Source organism: Frankia torreyi (assembly GCF_000948395.1).
Taxonomy (GTDB): Bacteria; Actinomycetota; Actinomycetes; order Frankiales; family Frankiaceae; genus Frankia; species Frankia torreyi.
The window spans coordinates 46,659-67,852 of sequence record NZ_JYFN01000039.1 but is presented as its reverse complement, the minus strand read 5'-3'; the positions used below and the strand labels follow the sequence as shown (position 1 = coordinate 67,852).

At 74.2% G+C, this 21,194-nt stretch carries 18 protein-coding genes; 2 read left to right on the top strand and 16 right to left on the bottom strand.

Annotated features, from left to right (window positions below):
- Positions 1–470: 470 nt before the first annotated feature.
- The 9 genes from FF36_RS21440 to argC form a co-directional block, all read right to left on the bottom strand.
- Positions 471–1,217 (bottom strand): DNA-3-methyladenine glycosylase, encoded by a 747-nt coding sequence (locus tag FF36_RS21440; RefSeq protein WP_479686794.1) that lies wholly within the window; start codon positions 1,215–1,217, stop codon positions 471–473.
- A complete protein-coding gene (argH, locus tag FF36_RS21435) occupies positions 1,202–2,728 on the bottom strand; it encodes an argininosuccinate lyase (protein WP_044886920.1) in 1,527 nt (508 codons plus the stop codon). Before argH ends, FF36_RS21440 begins: the two co-directional genes overlap by 16 nt.
- Positions 2,725–3,927: an argininosuccinate synthase gene (locus tag FF36_RS21430; protein WP_044886919.1), complete on the bottom strand. Its 1,203-nt coding sequence runs from the start codon at positions 3,925–3,927 to the stop codon at positions 2,725–2,727. The genes argH and FF36_RS21430 overlap by 4 nt, the downstream gene beginning before the upstream one ends.
- Before the next feature lie 12 nt (positions 3,928–3,939).
- Positions 3,940–4,680, bottom strand: coding sequence for an arginine repressor (gene argR, locus FF36_RS21425; RefSeq protein WP_044886918.1), 741 nt, complete (start codon positions 4,678–4,680; stop codon positions 3,940–3,942).
- Positions 4,677–5,687, bottom strand: coding sequence for an ornithine carbamoyltransferase (gene argF, locus FF36_RS21420; protein WP_044886917.1), 1,011 nt, complete (start codon positions 5,685–5,687; stop codon positions 4,677–4,679). Before argF ends, argR begins: the two co-directional genes overlap by 4 nt.
- On the bottom strand, positions 5,684–6,925 hold the full coding sequence (locus tag FF36_RS21415) for an acetylornithine transaminase (RefSeq protein ID WP_044886916.1): 1,242 nt from the start codon (positions 6,923–6,925) through the stop codon (positions 5,684–5,686). Before FF36_RS21415 ends, argF begins: the two co-directional genes overlap by 4 nt.
- Positions 6,922–7,962, bottom strand: coding sequence for an acetylglutamate kinase (gene argB, locus FF36_RS21410; protein WP_052681273.1), 1,041 nt, complete (start codon positions 7,960–7,962; stop codon positions 6,922–6,924). The genes FF36_RS21415 and argB overlap by 4 nt, the downstream gene beginning before the upstream one ends.
- Positions 7,959–9,119 (bottom strand): bifunctional glutamate N-acetyltransferase/amino-acid acetyltransferase ArgJ, encoded by a 1,161-nt coding sequence (gene argJ / locus FF36_RS21405; RefSeq protein ID WP_044886934.1) that lies wholly within the window; start codon positions 9,117–9,119, stop codon positions 7,959–7,961. The genes argB and argJ overlap by 4 nt, the downstream gene beginning before the upstream one ends.
- Positions 9,120–9,273: 154 nt before the next feature.
- On the bottom strand, positions 9,274–10,302 hold the full coding sequence (gene argC / locus FF36_RS21400) for an N-acetyl-gamma-glutamyl-phosphate reductase (RefSeq protein ID WP_044886915.1): 1,029 nt from the start codon (positions 10,300–10,302) through the stop codon (positions 9,274–9,276).
- Between the two features lie 247 nt (positions 10,303–10,549).
- On the opposite strand from argC, the gene FF36_RS35005 reads away from it, so the two are divergent.
- Both FF36_RS35005 and FF36_RS38635 read left to right on the top strand, forming a co-directional pair.
- Positions 10,550–11,596, top strand: coding sequence for a TIGR04222 domain-containing membrane protein (locus FF36_RS35005; RefSeq protein WP_052681272.1), 1,047 nt, complete (start codon positions 10,550–10,552; stop codon positions 11,594–11,596).
- Between the two features lie 53 nt (positions 11,597–11,649).
- Complete coding sequence (locus FF36_RS38635) at positions 11,650–13,125, top strand: MbnB/TglH/ChrH family RiPP precursor modification enzyme (RefSeq protein WP_242422695.1); 1,476 nt, start codon at positions 11,650–11,652, stop codon at positions 13,123–13,125.
- Between the two features lie 182 nt (positions 13,126–13,307).
- On the opposite strand, the gene FF36_RS21385 is transcribed toward FF36_RS38635, so the two are convergent.
- The 7 genes from FF36_RS21385 to infC all read right to left on the bottom strand — a co-directional run bounded on the left by FF36_RS21385 (position 13,308) and on the right by infC (position 20,871).
- Positions 13,308–15,929 carry a phenylalanine--tRNA ligase subunit beta gene (locus FF36_RS21385; protein ID WP_044886913.1) on the bottom strand — a complete coding sequence of 874 codons (2,622 nt, stop codon included), beginning with the start codon at positions 15,927–15,929 and terminating at the stop codon, positions 13,308–13,310.
- Between the two features lie 4 nt (positions 15,930–15,933).
- Positions 15,934–17,037, bottom strand: coding sequence for a phenylalanine--tRNA ligase subunit alpha (pheS, locus tag FF36_RS21380; protein WP_044886932.1), 1,104 nt, complete (start codon positions 17,035–17,037; stop codon positions 15,934–15,936).
- Positions 17,038–17,218: 181 nt separating this feature from the next.
- Positions 17,219–18,364, bottom strand: a complete 1,146-nt coding sequence (locus FF36_RS21375; protein WP_044886931.1) for a sensor histidine kinase — start codon at positions 18,362–18,364, stop codon at positions 17,219–17,221.
- Positions 18,365–18,495: 131 nt separating this feature from the next.
- Positions 18,496–19,362: a TrmH family RNA methyltransferase gene (locus FF36_RS21370; RefSeq protein ID WP_044886912.1), complete on the bottom strand. Its 867-nt coding sequence runs from the start codon at positions 19,360–19,362 to the stop codon at positions 18,496–18,498.
- Between the two features lie 20 nt (positions 19,363–19,382).
- The gene (rplT, locus tag FF36_RS21365) at positions 19,383–19,763 is read right to left on the bottom strand and encodes a 50S ribosomal protein L20 (RefSeq protein WP_009742815.1); all 381 of its coding nucleotides are present in this window, start codon (positions 19,761–19,763) and stop codon (positions 19,383–19,385) included.
- 109 nt (positions 19,764–19,872) lie between these two features.
- Positions 19,873–20,067 carry a 50S ribosomal protein L35 gene (gene rpmI, locus FF36_RS21360; RefSeq protein ID WP_011606309.1) on the bottom strand — a complete coding sequence of 65 codons (195 nt, stop codon included), beginning with the start codon at positions 20,065–20,067 and terminating at the stop codon, positions 19,873–19,875.
- Between the two features lie 96 nt (positions 20,068–20,163).
- Positions 20,164–20,871, bottom strand: coding sequence for a translation initiation factor IF-3 (infC, locus tag FF36_RS21355; protein WP_236706430.1), 708 nt, complete (start codon positions 20,869–20,871; stop codon positions 20,164–20,166).
- Positions 20,872–21,194 lie beyond the last annotated feature (323 nt).

The following is a 21,194-nucleotide window of genomic DNA, read 5'->3' as shown; positions in this document are numbered from 1 at the left end:
AACGATGCGCGAAGAACAACCAGCCAGGCCATGAACGGGGTAAAACAATTGGCACTGACAATCGGCACGCTGTTGAGTTCTCAAGGAGCAGGCGCGAACGAGGTTACATCCGGAGATGTCGCACTCGTGCATATTCCTAGCCACTTACGAAGTTTTTTGGAGCAGTGCTCGTCAGTACGCCCAAGAAGGGGCCGCCTCGCACCTGCTCTACCCGAGCGCCCTCCGGAGAGGGGCTCTGCCAGCGAGTGGAGCCGCCCTGTTCGGCGTCTGCCGTGCTGCGCTGACAGAGAGAACATTACGGGTGGATGACGGTGGGCGTCAAATCAATCCCCCGATCAGATGTGTGACCTATGTCACACCACTCGCAGAGAGGTTCGTTGTGATGTTCTGATATGGGAGGCTTGGTGGTCTGGGCCAAGTTGCCCAGGTGAGAGCGGCGCACCGTCCGTCCACATCTGTCCGCAGCTCTGTCACCTGCGGCGACGGCTTGGCCGCGCGCTGCTGACCGACGGCTCACCCGCCAACCAGAAGCGCCACGGACGCTCGGCGCCCGCGCTGATCCCCACCCGTGGGCCTCGTTCGATCCTTTGGCCGGGCGTCCCCGGCCTCGCACCTTCCACTGCCGGTCCCTCGTCCACTGCCAGCCCCTCGCCCACTGCCGGTCCGCCACCGAGCCCGGCGGCCGCAGGCGCCGGCGGGAGAACGACAAGGGGCCCGCCGCCCGTCACCGGAGTTCCGGTCAGCGACGCGGCGACACCGAGAACCCGCCCGAGCCGCCCGGGCCCCCGGGCCAGGTCCCGGGCGGCGAGCGTCGGCCAGCGGGCCTGCGCCGCCTCGCGGCCGGCGACGACTTCGCCGGCCCGCAGCAGCACCGCGGACCCCTCCCCCACCGGCCCGCAGACGATGTTGAGACACCAGTGGAGGCCGTAGCTGAGGTACACGTACGCCCGGCCCGGCGGCCCGAACATCACCGCAGCCCTCGGGGTCGGCCCGCGAAAGGCGTGGGAGGCGGGATCGCCCAGGCCGGCGTACGCCTCGACCTCCGTGATCCGAACGGCAACCGGCCCGTGCCGGACCGTCGCACCGAGCAGATCCGGTGCCACGGCCAGCACGGGCCGGTCGAAGAAGCCCGCCGGATACGGCGCCGGGCCGGCCACGTCGGTGGCCGGCCCGGGACCCTCAGGGGGCTCGGGAGTCCCCGTCAGTCCACCGCCCACTCGCGGTCCCGGTCGAGGACCGGCCGCAGCGCCGCGAGCTGCTCACGCACGCGATCCGGCGCGGTCCCGCCAGGCGCGGAGCGGGCCTGCAGGGCGCCGGAGACCGACAGCACGCTGCGCACGTCCGCGGTCAGCAACGGATTGATCACCGCGAGGTCGTCGTCGGAGACGTCGTCCAGGTCGACGTCGTGGGCCACGCACCAGGAGACGAGCTGGCCGACGGCCTCGTGCGCCTGCCGGAACGGCACGCCGCGGCGCACCAGGTACTCGGCGACGTCGGTCGCCAGCGCGAAGCCGTCCGGCGCGGCCGCGGCCAGCCGCTCGCGACGGACCCGCATCGTCGCGACGGTGCCCGTCAGCGCGGGCAACACCAGCAGCAGCGTGTCGACCGCGTCGAAGACCGGTTCCTTGTCCTCCTGCAGGTCCCGGTCGTAGGCGAGCGGGAGCCCCTTGAGGGTGGCGAGGAAGCCGGTCAGCCCGCCGATGAGCCGGCCGGACTTGCCCCGGGCGAGCTCGGCGACGTCCGGGTTCTTCTTCTGCGGCATGATCGAGCTGCCGGTCGCGAAGGCGTCGTCCAGCTCGACCCAGCCGAACTCGCGGGTCGTCCAGAGCACGATCTCCTCGCCGAGGCGGGACAGGTGCACCCCGATCAGCGCGGCCACGAACAGGAACTCTGCGGCGAAGTCGCGGTCCGACACGGCGTCGAGCGAGTTTTCGAACGCCCGGTCGAATCCCAACTCGGCGGCAACGCCCCGCGGGTCCAGCGGCAGCGACGAGCCAGCCAGCGCCCCGGCGCCGAGCGCGCTCACCGACGCCCGACGGTCCCAGTCCCGCAGCCGGTCGGTGTCCCGCACGAACGCCTGCACGTGGGCGAGCAACTGGTGGCCGAACGAGATCGGCTGGGCGTGCTGCAGGTGGGTCATCCCCGGCGCCGGGGTGTCCACGTGCTGCCCGGCGACGGTGACCAGCGCCTCGGACAGCTCCGTCAGTCGGGCCGCCACCTGACGGGCGTGCTCGCGCAGGTACAGGCGCAGGTCGGTGGCGACCTGGTCGTTGCGGCTGCGGCCGGCGCGCAGCTTGCCACCGAGCGCGCCGAGCCGCTCCAGCAGCCCGCGTTCGAGGGCGGTGTGGACGTCCTCGTCCTCGACCGTGGGCCGGAACCGGCCCTGGGCGACCGCGTCGGACAGGTCGTCGATGGCGGCGAGCATCGCGGTGAGCTCGGCGTCGTCGAGCAGGCCGGCCCGGTGCAGCACCCGGGCGTGCGACTTCGAGGCGAGCAGGTCGTACGGCGCGAGCCGCCAGTCGAACTGGACGCTCACCGACAGCCGGGCGAGCGCCTCCGCCGGGCCGCCGGCGAACCGCCCGCCCCACAGCCGCATCGGCGCGCCGGGCGCCGCCCCGCCGGCGAGCACCCCGCCGGCGGGCGCGTCCGCGTCGGTGGCCCCGCCGGCGGCTGGTGCAGCGGACGGCTTCGGCGCCGCCGCATCCTCGGAGTGATCCGTCGAGGTCACGGGTTCAGCCGCTGCTCACGGGCCGCCCAGACCTTCGTCGGCAGGCCCCAGAGCTCGATGAACCCGCGCGCGTCACCCTGATCGAACTGGTCGCCGGCGTCGTAGGTGGCCAGGGCGTGGTCGTAGAGGCTGCCCGGGCTGCGCCGGCCGACGACCTGGGCGACCCCGCCCGCGAGCCGCAGCCGCACGTCCCCGGTGACCCCGGCGCTCGCCGAGTCGACGAAGGCGTCGAGGGCGGCCTTGAGCGGCGAGTACCACAGACCGTCGTAGACGATCTCGCCCCAGCGCTGGTCGACGCCCCGCTTGAACCGAGCGACGTCGCGCTCGAGGGTGAGGTCCTCCAGGTCACGGTGCGCGGTCAGCAGGGTGATCGCCGCCGGGCACTCGTAGATCTCCCGGCTCTTGATCCCGACCAGGCGGTCCTCGATCAGGTCGATCCGGCCGACGCCGTGCGCGCCCGCGCGGGTGTTGAGCTCGGCGACGAGCTCGGCCAGCGGCAGGGAACGCCCGTCCAGACCGGTCGGGATGCCGTCGGTGAAGGAGATCGTCACCTCGTCGGGAGTCCGGGCGACCGTCGGGTCCGCCGAGTAGACGAAGACGTCCTCCGGCGGCTGCGCCCACGGGTCCTCGAGGATGCCGCACTCGGCGGTGCGCCCCCACAGGTTCTGGTCGATCGAGTACGGCGAGCGCTTGGACACGTCGATGGGCAGCCCGCGCTCCTCGGCGAAGGCGATCGCCTTGTCCCGGGTCATGCCCGAGTCGCGCACCGGGGCCAGCACCTTCAGCCCGGGCGCCAGCGCCGACACGCCGACCTCGAACCGCACCTGGTCGTTGCCCTTGCCGGTGCAGCCGTGGGCGATCGCGTCCGCGCCGTGCTCGCGGGCGGCCGCGACGAGGTGCTTGACGATGATCGGCCGCGACAGCGACGAGATCAACGGGTACCGGTCCATGTACAGCGCGTTGCTCCGGATCGCCGGGGCAACGAAGGACTCGGCGAACTCCGTGCGGGCGTCAACCACGATCGACTCGACGGCGCCGCAGGTGAGGGCGCGCTGGCGGATGGCCTCGAGGTCCTCGCCGCCCTGGCCGACATCGACCGCCAGCGCGACGACCTCGGCGCCGGTCTCGGCGCCGATCCAGCCGATGGCCACGGACGTGTCGAGGCCGCCCGAGTAGGCAAGCACGACGCGTTCGGTCACGGGACTTACTCCTTATGTCGGATTGCGCGGAAGATCATCATCAGGTGTGCCGGTGTCGGTACCCGCCAGGACCGCCCCGCCCGCCGGCGGGGTGCGTGGGCGGGCCTGGGCGGCGGCGGCCACGCTCGGCACGGCGCGGGCGCGCCCGTCGGCGAGCCGTAGCAGGTGGGCGGCCAGGCCCGGGCCGCCCGCGACCGGGGCCTGGCCCGCGGACGGTCCGACCGGCGGCGCCTCCCCCGGGCTCTCCCCGTCGGCCGGGGCAACCCCGGAGATGCTCCCATCCCCGGGGGCGGGCAGCTGCGCCCGGCAGACGACGAGGACCGTGTCGTCCCCGGCGATCGTGCCCATGACCGCCGGCAGCGCCTCCCGGTCCAGCGCGGAGGCGAAGAGCTGGGCGGCCCCGGGCGGGGTGCGCAGGACGACGAGGTCGCCGTTGGCCTCCGCCGAGACCAGCAGCTCCTCGCACAGCCGGGTCAACGGAAGCCGGACGATCTCCGCCGGCGCGAGGTTCACGTCGACGGCGTAGACCAGCCCGCCGTCGGCGCCGCGCACCTTCGTCGCCCCGATCTCCTCCAGGTCACGGGACAGGGTGGCCTGGGTGACCTGGACGCCCTCGGTCGCGAGCAGGCGGGCGAGCTCCGACTGCGAACGCACCGGCCGCTGCGCGATCAGCGCCGCCAGCCGCGCCTGCCGGGCGTGCTTGGTCAGCGGAGCGGCCCGCCGCACCTCCGCCCCCGCGCCCGCCGTGGTCATCGGACCGTGCCCTCCCCAGCGGCAATGCCCTCCCCGGCGGCAGTGCCCTCCCCGGCAGACGAGCCCGCCCCCGTCGACGGCGGCGCGAGCAGGAGCGAGAGCAGGGCCTTCTGCGCGTGCAGCCGGTTCTCGGCCTGGTCGAACACGACCGAGTGCGGCCCGTCGAGCACCGACGCGGCGATCTCCAGCTCCCGGTGCGCCGGCAGGCAGTGCATGACCAGCACGTCCGGCCGGGCGGCCTCGACGGCCTTCTCGTCGAGCTGGTAGGGCTGGAACACCAACGAGCGGCTGTCCGACTCGCCCTCCTGGCCCATCGACGCCCACACGTCGGTGTAGAGCACGTCGGCGCCGGCGGCCGCCTCCAGCGCGTCGTGCATGACGAGCGCCTCGCCGCCGGTGGCCGCGCCGATCTCGTTGGCGTGCCGGACGACCTGCTCGAACGGCTCGTAGCCGGGCGGAGAGGCCACGTGCACCCGCATCCCCGCGAGCGCCCCGGCGAGCAGCAACGAATGCGCCACGTTGTTGCCGTCGCCGAGGTAGGTCAGGGTGAGCCCGGCGAGCCTGCCCCGGCGCTCCCGGATCGTCTGCAGGTCGGCCAGCGCCTGGCAGGGGTGGGCATGGTCGGACAGCGCGTTGACGACCGGCACGCTCGCCGCGGCCGCGAGCCGCTCGAGGCGCTCCTGGGCGAAGGTGCGCACGACGATCGCGTCGACGTACCGGCTGAGCACGGCGGCGGTGTCCTCGATCGTCTCGCCGCGGCCGAGCTGGGTGCTCGCCGCGTCGATGACGACCGGATGGCCGCCGAGCTCGGCGACGCCGACGTCGAACGACAGCCGGGTGCGGGTCGAGGGCTTCTCGAACAGCAGGGCCACCGACCGCCCGGCGAGCGGGCGGTCCGCCGGCCCGGGGGCGCGGCGGCGGGCCTTGAGCTGGTCGGCGACGTCGAGAACGGCGGCCTGCTCCGCGGAGGTCAGGTCGGTGTCGAGAAGGAAGTGTCGGGCCGTCATGCGCCGACCTTAGAGGCTTGCTCCGACAGGCTCGCGCCATCGCGCGCGGCGCCGACGATCGCGGGCAGCGCCGCGACGAAGGCGTCCGCCTCGGCGTCGGTGAGGATCAGTGGCGGGGCGAGCCGGACGGCGTCCGGGGCGACCGCGTTGACCAGATAGCCCGCCGCGCGGGCCGCCGTCTCCACCGCCGGGGCGAACGGGCCGGCGAGCTCGATCGCCCGCCACAGGCCCACGCCGCGCACCCCGACGATCCCCGGGATCCCCGCCGCGACGATCTGCGCGGCGAGCCGGTCGCCCAGCCGCGTCGCGTGGTCGAGCAGCCCCTCGGTGGTGATCGTGTCGAGCACGGCCAGGGCCGCCGCGCAGACGATCGGGCCGCCGCCGAACGTGCTGCCGTGATCGCCGGGGCGCAGCAGGTCCGCCGCGGCACCGATGCCGATGCAGGCGCCGATCGGCAGGCCGCCGCCGAGGCCCTTGGCGAGGGTGACGACGTCGGGTTGGACGCCGACGGCCTGGTGGGCGAACCAGGAGCCGGTCCGGCCGATGCCGCTCTGCACCTCGTCGAACACCAGCAGGGCTCCGGCGTCGTCGCAGGCCGCCCGCGCCTGCGCCAGGTAGCCCGGCGGCGGCGGCACCACGCCGGCCTCCCCGAGGGTCGGCTCCAGGAACACCGCCGAGGTCCGCTCGCCGACCGCGGCCCGCAGCGCGGCGGCGTCGCCGTAGGGCACGAACCGCACGCCGGGCAGCAGCGGCTCGAACGGCGCGCGCTTGGCCGGCTGCCCGGTGATGGACAGCGCGCCGAGGGTACGGCCGTGGAACGAGCCCTCGGCGGCGACGATCTCCGGCCGGCCAGTACGCCGCGCGATCTTGATGGCGGCCTCGTTGGCCTCGGCTCCGGAGTTGGCGAAGAAGATCTTCGCACCGCTGGCGGGCAGGCCCGGGGCCGGGGCGCCCGCGGCGAGCAGCTCGACGAGCCGTTCGGCCAGGCGCACCTGCGGCTCGTTGGCGTACAGGTTCGACACGTGGCCGAGCGTGTCGAACTGGTCGACGACGGCGGCCCGGATCGCCGGATGGCTGTGGCCGAGCACGCTGACGGCGATCCCGCCGAGCAGGTCGAGGTACTCGCGCCCGGCGTCGTCCCACACCCGGGTGCCCTTCCCGCGGATCAGGGAGATCGTCGGACGGCCGTAGGTCGCCATCACGACGGCGTCGCGCCGGGCAAGCAGATCGGCGGTCATGGCCGTCCTCCGGTCTCGTGGGCGGTTGGTCCGACGGCCGGTGCGGGCACGGCGGCCGGTGCGGGGGGCGGGGGCGCGGTCGGGACGGCGGCGGGTCCGGCCAGGTCGCGATCGGGAGTGATCAGGGTGCCGATGCCGTCGTCGGTGAAGATCTCCAGCAGCACGGCGTGCGGCACCCGGCCGTCGAGCACGTGCGCCTGCGGCACGCCGCCGCGCACCGCCCGCCGGCACGCCTCCATCTTCGGAATCATGCCGGCCGCGAGCGTGGGCAGGAGCTGTTCGAGCTCTGTGATGCTCAGCTCGCTGAGCACCTCGTCGCTGGTCGGCCAGTCCGCGTACAGCCCCTCGACGTCGGTGAGGACGACGAGCTTGGTGGCGCCGAGGGCGACGGCGAGCTCCGCGGCGGCCGTGTCGGCGTTGACGTTGTAGACGCCGCCGTCGATCCCGCGGGCGACCGACGCGACGACGGGCACCTTGCCGGAGTCGAGCAGGGCGTTGACCGTCTCGGCCCGGACCTCGACGATGTCGCCGACGAGGCCGACGTCGACCTCCTCCCCGTCGACGATCGCGGGGCGTCGGCGCGCGGTGAACAGGTTCGCGTCCTCGCCCGACAGGCCCACGGCGAACGGGCCGTGGTCGTTGACCAGGCCGACGACGTCCCGGTTGACCTGGCCGAGCAGCACCATCCGCACGACGTCCATGGTCTCCGGCGTGGTGACCCGCAGGCCGCCGACGAACGTCGACTCGACGCCGAGGCGCGCCAGGTGCGCGGTGATCTGCGGGCCGCCGCCGTGGACGACCACCACCCGCAGCCCCGAGTAGCGCAGGAAGACGATGTCGGCGGCGAACGCGGCGCGCAGCGCGGGCTCGGTCATCGCGTTGCCGCCGTACTTGATGACGATCGTGGCGCCCTGGAAGCGGGACAGCCACGGCAGCGCCTCGATGAGGACCTGGGTCTTGGCCAGCGCCGCGTGCCCGCGGGCGGTCGCCGCCGGGCCCCGGCCGGCGCCGGCGGTGGTGGGGGCGGTGTCGGTCATGTGGAGTAGGCCGAGTTCTCGTAGACGTAGCCGTCGGTCAGGTCGTTCGTCCAGACGGTGAGTTCCTCGGCGCCGGCGTGCAGATCGACGAGGATGTCGATCCGCCGGTCGGAGAGGTCGACGAGGTCGCGGTCCTCCCCTGGCGCACCCGCCCGGCAGACCTGCACCCCGTTCATCGACACGTCGAGCTGGTCGGGCTCGAAGGCGGCCTGGGTGGTGCCGACCGCGGCGAGGACGCGCCCCCAGTTCGGGTCCTTGCCGTAGAGGGCGCACTTGAGCAGGTTGTTGCGGGCGACGGACCGGCCGACCTCCAGGGCGTCGGACTCGCTCGCGGCCCCGGTGACAGTGATCGCGATGGTCTTCGTGGAGCCCTCGGCGTCGCCGAGCATCTGCTGGGCCAGGTCGTCGCACACCTCGGCGACGAGCCCGGTGAGCTCGGCCTCGGGCAGCGTCACCCCGGAGGCGCCCGAGGCGAGCAGCAGCACGGTGTCGTTGGTGGACAGGCAGCCGTCGGAGTCGACCCGCTCGAACGTGACCCGGGACGCCTGGCGCACCGCCCGGTCGAGGGTCGCGGCGTCGGCGACGGCGTCGGTGGTGACGACGACGAGCATGGTCGCCAGCGACGGGGCCAGCATCGCCGCGCCCTTGCCCATCGCGCCGACGGTCACTCCCGGCGTCGTGGTGGAGCTCCGCACGGCGGTCTTCGCGACGGTGTCGGTGGTGCGGATCGCCTCGGCCGCGTCGTCGCCGCCGGTGCCGGCGAGGTCCGCGACGGCCCTGGTGACCCCGGCGAGCAGGGTGTCCATCGGCAGCCGGACGCCGATCAGCCCGGTGGAGCAGACCGCGACGTCCCCGGCGCCGAGGCCGAGGCCGGCCGCGACGTGCTCGGCCGTGGCATGGGTGTCGGCGAAGCCGGCCGGCCCGGTGCAGGCGTTGGCGCCGCCGGAGTTGAGGACCACGGCGCGCAGCCGGCCGTCGGCGAGGGCCTGGCGGGTCCACAGCACGGGCGCGGCCTGGATCCGGTTGCGGGTGAACACGCCGGCGGCGGCGTCGGACGGCCCGTCGTTCACGACGAGCGCCACGTCCGGACGCCCGGACGGCTTCAACCCGGCCGCGACTCCGGCGGCCCGGAAGCCCTTGGGGGCGGTCACGCTCACCTCGGCCACTCCTGTCTGCTGTCCACGTCTGTGCCGTTCACGTCGCTGTCTGTGCCGTTCACGTCGCTCGCTCGACGACCGGCGGTCGCCTTTACTGCGTATCCCGAGGCGGCGATGTCCGTTTCGTCCCTCTGGATAGGCAAGGAACGTCCGGTCATGGCGCGATGCCCTGCGCGGTCAGGCCCGCGGTCTCGGACAGGCCGAGCATGAGGTTGGCGCACTGCAGCGCCTGGCCGGCCGCGCCCTTGCCGAGGTTGTCGATGGCGGACACGACGATCGCCCGCCCGGACTCGGCGTCGAAGGTGCCCTGCACGTGCACGGCGTTGCCGCCGAGGGTCGCCGCGGCGTGCGGCCAACGCCCGGGCGGCAGCACCCGGACGAACGGCTCGCCCGCGTACGCCGAGCGCAGCGCCTCGTACACGGCGTCGGCGTCGGTGCCGGGGGTGGCCCGCCCGGAGCAGGTCGCGAGGATGCCTCGGGGCAGCGGGGCGAGCACAGGGGTGAACGACAGGCTCACCGCGGTCCCGGCCACGCCGGACAGGGCCTGCACGATCTCCGGACGGTGCTGGTGGGTGCCGACCTTGTACGCGGTGAGGTCGCCCATCACCTCGCTGCCGAGCAGGTTGACCTTGGCCGAACGGCCCGCGCCGGAGGTGCCGCTGGCGGCGACGACGTTGAGGTCCTGCGGTTCGACGAGGCCCGCGGCCAGCAGTGGCGCGAGGGCGAGCGTGGAGGCCGTCGGGTAGCAGCCCGGCGCCGCGACCCGGCGGCTCGCGGCGATCCGCGCGCGCGCCCCGGGCAGCTCGGGCAGGCCGTAGGTCCAGGTGCCGGCGTGCTCGCCGCCGTAGGCGCGTCGCCACGCCTCCGGGTCGGCGAGGCGGTGGTCGGCGCCGAGGTCGACGACGCGCACGGTGCTCGGCAGGGTGGCCGCCACCGCCGCCGACTGCCCGTGCGGCAGAGCGAGGAAGACGACGTCCGCCTCGGCCGCGGCGAGCGTCTCGGCGTCGGTGAAGACGCGGCCGGACAGGTCGGGCAGGTTCGGGTGCACGTCCGTCACGGGCAGGCCGACCGACGTGTTCGCCGCCAGCGCGCCGATCTCGATCTCCGGGTGGGCGAGCAGCAGGCGGAGAAGCTCCCCGCCGCCGTACCCGCTCGCCCCTGCCACTGCTGCGGTCACTCCCATGTGCAAGGTTATACACACGAGCTTATGGGCATGCAACGACATTCGGCGAACGCGGGCGGCGCGGCGGGCAGCGCGGCCGCGTCGGTCGCGGGCGCAGACGTCGGTCCGCGCCCCCTCCGCGCCGGGCGTCGACCGCCTGACCTGGCGGTTGACCTCACGTTGACGCTGAAGGTACCGCGCCCTCCCATCCTGGGCCGCACATATCACGCACTGTCCTCGGACGATGCACGGCAGTGAGGAGCGGCGGATGGTGATCGCGATCGGCTATGTCGCGTTGGTGATCGTCCTGTGGATCGGCACGTGGGCCGCGTGGCGGGCGGCCCAGCGCGGCGCACCCGCGCCCGCCCCCGACCGGGTCGGCATGGGAGCGGGCGACGCCGGGCGAGACGGCACCGACGGGGACGGCACGAGAAGGGGGCGCGCCGCGACTCGCCTGACCGCACCCAGATCGGTCGTCGACCGCTTCGGACTCGACGCCGACGGCCTGGGACCGCGGCCGGAGCAGGCCGAGGAGCTGGCCCTGCTCGACGGCGGCCCGGATCTGGCGGCGCTGGTCGCGGTGGTCGCGCTCAACGAATCGGAAGCCGTGGGGCCGGGCGCCACCCCGGGGACCGTGATCTCCCGTCGCCCCGCGGTCTGCGCGGATCAGGATCTGCGCTGCGCCATCCACCAGGAGATCGACGCGCACGGCGGGCGCCGCATCGCCGAGCTCGGTCGGTGGCTCGCCGGCACCCCCGCGCTGGCCGCGACGCGCCAGCGGCTGTGCGAGGAGGGGCTCCTGCCCACCGTCCGGCAGAAGCGGGTGCTGCGCTGGTGCCGGGCCGCCGCGCTGGCCCTGTTCGTCGGCGGGATCATCCTGCTGGTGGCGGACGTCGGCTCGCCCGACGGCAGCGCCGTCTTCGTGCTGTCGCTCGGCGAGGTCGGCGCCCTCGTTCTCGGCGTCCGCCTCCAGACGCCGCAGACCACCGCGGCCGGGTGGGCGGTGGCGGTCGAGGCCCGGCGGCGCCTGCCCGGACTGGCCGGCGGCGGTCTGCCGGGGCAGCATGCGCTCGCGGTCGCGCTGTTCGGACCGGAGGCGCTCGGCGGCGCCGACCGGAAACTGGCCACCGAGCTCGGGCTGCTCGCGCCCGCCGTTCGGCCGCGACCCCGAGGCACCGCCCGATCGAGAAGAAGCCTCGACACCACCTCGAGTGGCGGCTGCGGCGGCGGGGGTAGTTGCGGCGGAGGGGGTAGCTGCGGCGGGGGATGCGGCGGCGGAGGGTGCGGCGGCGGGGGTTGTGGAGGCGGGGGGTGATGGCCCGGCTCCGACCGTCCCGACCGACTTCGCCGCTGCCACCCGGGTTGGGGGTGGGCTGGCGCCCGCCCCTCGCCGCCGCGATCGCCGAGCGTGGCGACCTGGCGTTCGTCGAACTGATCGCGGAGAGCGTCGACCCCGACCGGCCGTTGCCGGTCGCCCTGACCGAGCTGGACGTGCCGATGGTGCCGCACGGCGTCCGGCTGTCGCTGGGGGGCAGCGAGCCGCTGGACCGCGCCCGCGTCGACCGGTTCGTCCGTGTCGCGCAGCGTCTGGACGCCCCACTGGTCAGCGAGCACGCCGCGTTCGTCCGGGCCGGCGGGGTCGAGGCCGGGCACCTGCTGCCGGTGCCGCGTACCCGCGCGGCGCTGCGGGTGCTGGCGCGCAACATCCGGTCGCTGAGCGCGGAGCTGTCCGTTCCGCTCGCGGTGGAGAACCCGGCGGCGCTGCTGCGCTGGCCCGACGACGAGCTGGACTCCGCGGCGTTCCTCACCGAGCTGGCCGAGCAGACCGGGGTGATGCTGCTGCTCGACGTCGCCAACCTGTACGGCGACGTGGTCAACCACGGCACCGATCCCGACCGGTTCCTGGCCGCCATCCCCTGGGAACGGGTCGCCTACCTGCACGTCGCCGGCGGCGTCACCGCCGGCGGCCTGTACCACGACTCGCACGCCCACCCGGTTCGCCCACAGGTCCTCGAGCTGCTGCGCACCGCCGTCGACCACTGGCCGGGCCCGCTGCCCTGCCTGCTGGAACGGGACACCCACCTGCCGCCGGTGGCCGAGTTCCATGCCGAGCTCGACGCGGTCACCCGCGCCGCGGGCCTGACCCGCGCGACGATCAGCACAGCGATCAGCACAGCGATCAGCACGACGACCGGCGCGGCGGCGAGCGGGGCGGGATCGGTGCCGGGATCCGGGACGGGGGCCGGGAGGGGATCCGAGACGGGGGCCGCCCGCGCGGGTCTGGAGCCGGCCGACGCGCGGGCCGACGGGGAGCTACTTGCCGGGCAGATCGCACTGGTCCGGGCGCTCACGGCGGGAGACGGCCCACCGCCCGGTTTCGCCACGGACCGGATCGAGGCGACCCGCGCGGCATTGATCGACAAGCGCCGGTCGGTAGTGGTCGAGCACTGGCCCGCGTTGGCGCGGACCCCCGGCTTCCGCGCCGGGTTCGCGGCCGTCGCCGCGTGGCTCCCACCGACGACGACCTGGGCAGACGCCCACGCGTACGCCCGGGAGCACTACGACATGCTCGATGTCGACGCCCGCGCGGAGCTGCTCGTGGCGTGCACGGCCGGCCGGCGCTTCGCCCTGGCGTGCAGCCGACCGGGCCGCCTTCCGGCGTGCCTGCGCGGCCCCGGCACGGACCGATTCCTCGGTGGAGGTGGTTCCGGGGCCGATACCCCTCCCGCGGCGGACCGCGACGAACCGGTCCCGGCCGGGGCGGGAAAACGCGGCGGGCTGCTCGTCTTGATCCGGCTGCCCCTGGTGGGGCTGCTCGTCCTCGGCCGGCGCGGGCACGGCTAGACCCGGCGGCCGCCAGGACCAGGACCAGTGATCATGATGTTCCCTGCGGAACCGTCGCGTCCTTCTGCTACCAGTTGCGTGCGGAACCGTGATCGTGCCGAGGCTTGGTCGCGATTGCGGGCGCAGAACCGTGAGTATGCCTCGGCACGATCTGGCCGCCATCCGGCCGAAAACCTGCCTGCCTATGCGCGTAGGGCGGCGCCGGTGCGCTGCGCGGCGAGTTCGACGGCCGCGTCGCGCACCGCGTTCGCCTCGGCGGCGGTCAGCGTCCGGTCCCCCGCCCGCAGGCGCAGACCGAAGGCGAGTGAGCGCTGCCCGGCGCCGACCTGGGCGCCCTCGAACACGTCGAAGAGGGTCAGCGACTCCAGCAGGTCGCCGGCGCCCTCGCGCAGGGCCTCGGTCACCTCGGCGACCGGCACCCGGCTCGGGACGACGAGCGCCACGTCCCGGTCCGCCGGCGGGTAGGTGGAGATCACCGGCGCGACGACCGGCGGCGCCGCCGTCGCGGCCTCGACGAGGACGTCGAGGCTGAGCTCCATCGCGACGGTGCGCGGCGGCAGGCCGGCGTCGCCGAGCACCCGCGGGTGCAGTTCCCCGGCGAAGCCGACGAGGCGGCCGCCGACGGTCAGCTCCGCGCAGCGGCCGGGATGCCACGGCATGGTGTCACCGGCCGTGACGGTCAGCGTGAGCCCGACCGCCTCGGCGACGACATGCGCGGCGTCGACGGCGTCCGCCCAGTCCGCCTCGCGGCCCGGCGTCGACCAGCCGGTCGGCTCGCGGCGACCGGTGAGCAGCGCCGCGACGTGACGGTCCTGCCCGGGCAGGACCGAGTCCAGCGCGGCGATCTCCTCCGCGGACGGACGGCGGTCCACCGGCGGCGTCGGCACCCGCACCGGCGCGCCGGGCTGCTCCCGGAAGACCCGACCGACCTCGAACAGGGCCAGGTCCTGCTGGCCCCGGCCGATGTTGCGCACCGCGGCGGCGATCAGCCCGGACAGCAGGGTCGTGCGCAGGTAGGCGGCGTCCTCGGCGATCGGGTTGGCGACCCGGACCGCCAGGCGCCGCTTGTCGTCCGCGACCAGGCTGAGCGCGTCGGCGGCGTCCGCGGCCACGAACGGCAGGGTCAGCACCTCGGCCAGGCCGGCGTACGCCAGCGCCCGGCCCACCGCCCGGTGCATCCGCTGCGCCGGGGTCAGGCCGCGGCCGGCGGGCAGCAGCGGCAGGGTCACCGGGATCGTGTCGTACCCCTCCAACCGCATGATCTCCTCGACGAGATCCGCGGGCCGGGTCAGGTCGGGCCGCCACGACGGCGGCGTGACGACGAGGACATCACCACCGACGACGGTGGTGGTGACCCCACCGACGGTGGTGGCGCCGGTGACATCCGTGGTGAAGTCGGTGATGTCCGAGGTGGCACTGGCGGCGACCACGCAGCCGACGTCGGCGAGGCGGCGGCGGACGACCTCGGCGGAGTACGGCCGGCCGGCGAGCCGCTCGGGCTCGTGCAGGGACAGCAGCACGGGCGCCGCAGTCGGTCGGTGGTCGAGGTCGGTCACCCCCGGAGCGGGGCGGGCGCCGGCGAGCTCGACGAGCAGGTCGACGGCCGTCGCCGCCGCGACCGGGGCGAGCGCCGGGTCCACGCCGCGCTCGAAGCGCCGCGCGGCCTCCGAGGACAGCCGGTGGCGCCGCGCGGTGCGGGCGACGCTGATCGGGTCGAAGTGCGCGGCCTCCAGCACGATGTCGGTCGTCTGCGCGGAGATCTCCGTGTTCGCGCCGCCCATCACCCCGGCCAGCGCGATCGGGCCGGTGTCGTCCGCGATGACCAGGTCCTCGGGGTCGAGGATGCGCTCGACCCCGTCGAGGGTGCGCAGCGTCTCCCCCGCCTCGGCCCGGCGCACGATGATGGCGCCGGTGAGCTTCGCCCGGTCGAAGGCGTGCAGCGGCTGGCCGAGCCCGAGCAGCACGGCGTTGGTGACGTCGACGGGCACGGAGATCGGCCGCATCCCGGCCAACGACAGCCGCCGGGACCAGCCCAGCGGCGTGCGGGCCGCAGGGTCGACGCCGGTGACCACCCGGGCGACGTACCGGTCGCAGCCCGCGGTGTCCTCGACGACGACCGGATACGCCTCCCCGGCCGCACTCTCCCCGGCCGCGACCTGCCCGGCCTCGACCTGCCCGGCCTCGACCTGCCCGGACCGTGGGACGCCCGGGTCGGTGAAGGGCAGCGCGAAGGCGGTCGCCGCCTCCCGGGCGATGCCCCGCACCGACAGCGCGTAGCCGCGGTCGGGGGTGACGGCGATGTCGAGGATCTCGTCGACGAGATCGAGCAGCTCGGTGACGTCGGCGCCGATCGGGGCCGACGGCGGGAGCACGAGGATGCCGTCGTGATCCTCGCCGAGGCCCAGCTCCCGGGCGGAGCAGATCATCCCGTCGCTGACATGGCCGTAGGTCTTGCGGGCGGTGATGGCGAACCCGCCGGGCAGCACCGCGCCGGGCAGCGCGACGGCCACCCGGTCGCCGACGGCGAAGTTGTGCGCGCCGCAGATGACCCCCCGCACACCGAGACCCGACGACTCGCCGGCCGGCTGCGGGGCCACGCGGACCTGACACCAGCGGACGTCCTTCTTCTTCGTCTCCACGATCTCGAAGTCGACGATCTCCCCGACGACGACGCCGGAGACATCGCCCCCGACGCCGCGCAGCCCCTCGACCTCGAAACCGGCGCGGATCAGCGCGTCGGCGACCGCCCGGGTGGGCGGCAGCCCCTCGACGTACTCCCGCAGCCAGGACATCACGATCAGCATCTGCTCAGACCTCGATTCCGAACGGGAGGCTGAACCGGACGTCACCGTCGACGAAGTCGCGGATCTCCCGGACGTCATGCCTGATCATCGCGGCCCGTTCCAGGCCCATGCCGAAGGCGAAGCCGCTGTAGCGGGTCGGGTCGACCCCGGTGGCCCGCAGCACGTTCGGATCGACCATGCCGCAGCCGCCGATCTCGATCCAGCCCTCGTCCGAGCAGACCCGGCAGGGTTGGCGGGCCGCCTCGCCGCGGCAGGCGAAGCACTGCACGTCCAGCTCGGCGGACGGCTCGGTGAACGGGAAGAACGACGGGCGCAGCCGCGTCGACAACCCGGAGCCGAACAGCGCCTGCGCGAAGACCTCCAGCGTGCCGCGCAGGTCGGCCATGGTGATGCCCTCGTCGACGGCGAGCCCTTCGAGCTGGCCGAACACCGGCGAGTGGGTGGCGTCGATGGTGTCGTTGCGGTACGTCCGCCCCGGGCACACGACGTACACCGGCAGCGGCCGGTCGAGCAGGGCCCGGACCTGCACCGGCGAGGTGTGGGTACGCAGCACCCGGCCGGAGGCGGTGGGCTCGACGTAGAGGGTGTCGTGCTCGCTGCGGGCCGGATGGTCGGGGGCCATGTTCAGGGCCTCGAAGTTGAACCAGTCGTGTTCGATCTCGGGTCCCTCGGCGACCTCGTAGCCCATGGCGACGAACACGTCGACGAGCCGGTCGGACAGCGAGGACAGCGGGTGGCGGGCGCCGCGGCGACGGCGCGCCACGGGCAGGGTGACGTCGACGCGCTCCTCGCGCAGCACCCGGGCGTCGCGTTCGGCGGTCAGCTCGGCCAGGCGCGTGTCGTAGGCGGCCTGGACCTCGGCGCGGGCGGCGTTGTGCCGACGGCCGGCGTCGGCACGCTCCTCGCGCGGCAGCGCACCGAGCTCCCGGCGGGCCAGCACCAACGGGGCGGCGGCGCCGTGGACGTGGGCGGTGCGGGCGGCGGCCAGCGCGTCGAGGTCGGTGGCGGCGCGGATCGACTCCCGGGCCGCGGCGACGGCCGCGGCGAGCTGGTCGGGGTCGAGGGCGTGGACCCGGGACGGGTCGACAGTCTCTCCAGGGGCGGGCACGGTGCTCATCCTCGTATCGTTTCGCTGGGCATGAGGTCGCCCGGCCGGAGTGATCGCCCGGCCCGGAAGGGGCCCGGCGGGCGATGGAGGCCGGGAGGCAGCCGCGGCGGCGGCGCGGTCCGCGCTCGATGCCGCCCGTCGGCTGCCCGGGGCGCCCGCCGGTCGATCGTGACGCTCGGCCTCAGCCGAACACCGGACCGCCGGCGGGCACGAAAAATCGGAATTCGGCGCCGCCGCCCGCGGCCCGGCCGACCGAGATGGTGCCCCCATGCGCCTCGATCAGTGCCTTGGCGATGTAGAGCCCGAGACCGGTGCCGTTGCCGCGGCTGGCACCGCGCCAGAACTTCGTGAACACGCGCGCGGCGTTCGATTCGGACACGCCTTCGCCCTCGTCGGCCACGCTCACCTCCGTGCCGGTGTCGCTGCCGCGCAGCAGCACCGTCACAGTACCCGCGCCGTGGCGCAGCGCGTTGTCGACCAGGTTGTGGAGCACCTGCTCCATCTTGTCCGGATCGACCCACATCTCGGGCAGCTCGCCCTCCTCGCGGACGTTGAACCGCTCGGCGCCCGCCGCCCCGGCGGCGATCTTGCCGTCGACCACCGAGCGCACCCGGCTGGGCAGGTCGACGATCTGCTTGCGGACCTGGATGCGGCCCGAGTCGATGCGGGAGACGTCGAGCACCTCGGCGAGCAGGCGGGTGACCCGGTCGGCGTCGGTGTTGACCGTGTTCAGCATGAGCTTCTTCTGCTCGTCGGTGAACCGGTCCCACTTGGCCAGCAGCGTCGCCGTGAAGCCCTTCACGCTGGTCAGCGGCGAGCGCAGCTCGTGGGCGACGGTGGCGACCAGGTCCGCCCGGTTGCGCTCCAGCCGCTCCCGACTCAGCGTGTCGCGCAGCGACAGCGAGACCCGGGCCAGCCGACCCGCGACCCGAGTGAAGCGGACGGTGACGTGAAAGTCGCGATCGTGCACCGGACCGGCATAGGTCAGCCGTCGCTCGGGCTGCCCGATGACCCTCGGCAGCTCCCGGCTGAGCGCGGAGCACTCCCACCAGTCGTTGCCGCGCTCGTCCAGCAGCGGGAGCACCTCGGTGAGGTGCCGGCCGACCGCGGCCGGCACGGGCACGCCGATCAGGCGGACCGCGGCCCGGTTGAAGACCTCGACCGTGCCGGCGGCGTCGGTGACGACGACCGCATCGGGCAGCAGATCGAACGCGGCCGCGGGCAGTGGCCCGTCCAGCGCGGCCGAGCCGGCGCCGTCGCCGCCGTCGGCCTCGGCGGGGTCCGCCGGTACGCCGTGATCCTGCACGGGCTCGTCGTCAGCAGTCATGGCCTCGCCTGATGCCGGGGCGGCGGTGGTGGGCAAGCCGGCCGAGCCGCCCGCCGGGGGAACGGTTGCACCGGCGGGAGCCGGCGGCTGCTGCGTGGTCGGCGCCTGTTCGGATGTCGATGCGACGGTGTTCACCACCGCCGACCACCTCCTCCGGTGCCGTCAGTACCGGACCTACCCGTTCTCTGCGCCCGCGCCGATGCGTATAGGCACAGGGCGGACGCAACCGCAAGATTCAGGGACTCGGCCTGACCGTACACCGGTACCCGCAACGCCGCGTCCGCGGCGGCCAGACCGGCGGGATCGAGACCGTGCGCCTCGTTGCCGAACAACCAGGCAGTGGGCCCGTCGAGCTCGCCGGCGTCCACCGCGGTGTCGAGATCACGCCGCGCGGAACCCGAGGTCGCGACGATCCGGCACCCCCGTGCGCGCAACCCCGCCACCACGTCGGCGAGCGTCGGTTCGACGATCACCGGGAGGTGGAAGTGGCTACCGGCCGACGACCGCACGCACTTCCCGCCGAACGGGTCGACGCCGCCGCCGGTGAACACCACCGCGTCCGCCCCGGCCGCGTCCGCGCTGCGAATCACGGTGCCGGCGTTGCCCGGATCGTTCGCGCCCACGCACACCGCCACCAGTCGGGGTGCGGCCAGGTCGACGAGCCGGTGACCCGGCAGGGCGGCGACGGCGACGAGCCCCTGGGGGGTGACCGTCTCGGACAGCGCCGCCGCGGCCTCGTCCGTCACGAGCCGGACGGGCACCGCGGCGGCGCGCAGCAGATCGTCGTGACGGCCCGCCGCCGACACGCCCACGAACACCTCGAGCAGGCCGCCCGCGGCGACGGCCGCGCCGACGGCCTGCGCCCCCTCGACGAGGAAGCGGCCCTGCTCCCGGCGCTCCGCCGGGCGCCGCAGGCGCCGGGCGGCACCGACCCGAGCCGACCGCAGCCCGGCGACCGGCCCACGATCGGGCGGCGGGAGCACGCGGGCGGCGGGCACGGGTCGGCGTCGCGACGGGCTCAGGCGGCGGTCGGCTCCGGCGCCGCCGCCAGGGCCGCCCGGGCCACCTCGACCAGAGCGGTGAAGGCCGCGGCGTCGTTGACCGCCAGATCGGCGAGGATCTTGCGGTCCACCTCCACGCCGGACAGCTTCAGACCCTGCACGAAGCGGTTGTACGTCATGCCGTTGGCGCGCGCCGCAGCGTTGATCCGAGTGATCCACAACTGCCGGAAGTCGCCCTTGCGCGCGCGACGGTCCCGGTAGGAGTAGGTCATCGAGTGGAGCATCTGCTCCTTGGCCTTGCGGTAGAGCCGCGAGCGCTGGCCCCGGTAGCCGCTGGCCTGTTCGAGGACCGTACGGCGCTTCTTCTGGGCGTTGACCGCCCGCTTCACGCGTGCCATGAGGGCACCTGTCTCCTTCGTTCGGGTGCATCCGGCCGGCCGGACCGGGATCGATCACCGCGCAGGGCGCGCCGGTGTCACCGGGGCCGGATTCGTCAGCGGGGCGCGCTCAGCGGGCGAGAAGGCGCTTGATTCGGCCTGCGTCCGCCTTCGTCAGCGGCTCCACGCCGGCCAGCCGGCGGGTGCGGCGGCTGGACTTGTGCTCCAGCAGGTGGCGGCGGTTGGCCTTCTGGCGCACCACCTTGCCGGAGCCGGTGATCCGGAACCGCTTGCTCGCGCCGCTGTGGGACTTCTGTTTGGGCATGTCGACATCCTGACGGTTTACGGGGGGTGGTCGAGCGGTCGGCGCGGTGAGGTCCGGACGGTGGGGACACCACCGCGCGGACCCACCGACGTCGGGTCAGACGTGGCCAGCCGGTTCCGGCAGCCGCTGCGGCTTGGAACCCTTGTGCGGGGCCATCACCATCGTCATGTTCCGGCCGTCCTGCTTGGGCTGGGCCTCCACGTAGCCGAGGTCGGCCACGTCGGCGGACAGCCGCTGGAGCAGGCGGATGCCAAGCTCCGGCCGGGACTGCTCCCGACCGCGGAACATGATGGTGATCTTTACCTTGTCACCGGCTCGCAGGAACCGCACGACGTGACCCTTCTTGGTCTCGTAGTCGTGCGGATCGATCTTCGGCCGCAGCTTCATTTCCTTGATGACGGTCTGGACCTGGTTCTTCCGAGCTTCCCGACGCTTCTGGTCGGACTCGTACTTGAACTTTCCAAAGTCCATCAGCTTGCAGACCGGAGGGCGAGCGGTCGGCGCGACCTCCACGAGGTCGAGATCGGCCTCCTGCGCCATGCGCATAGCCTCGCCGATCGCAACGATGCCGATCTGCTCGCCTTCCGCGCCGACGAGGCGTACCTCGGGGACGCGGATCCGGTCATTGATACGGGACTCTGTGCTGATGTGTTCCTCCGTTGCTCGACGCGCGGGCGTGACCTCACCGCAGCGGAGCACCGAGCCTGGCCGCACCAGGCTCCCGGCCGACAACCGCGGGAACGGCTCGGCCGACCGGCGACCCGGCTGCCGTGGCCACGGCCCGGAACTCGGGCCGGTCGACACTCTGACACCCCGTGGAGGCGGCGCCAGTCGGCAACATCGGGTGGAGGGCGAACCCCCGCTTGGTCCTGCCGGACAGGCTCCGTGCCCTCGCCAGGGCCGTCACGAACGACGGCACCATCGGATGGGTGGAACCAACCGGCAATCGGTCTGAGGCCAAGAGTAGCACCACACCGCCGGGCAGGACGATCACGGCGGCGACCGGCCGCCCCGAACGGGCGCGGCGACCGCGATCCGCGAGCCGACAGACAGGGACGATCCGGGCGACGGCCGGCCCGCGGGGAGCGATCCGCCCCGCGACCCGGACCCGCGCGGCCGCGGGGTGG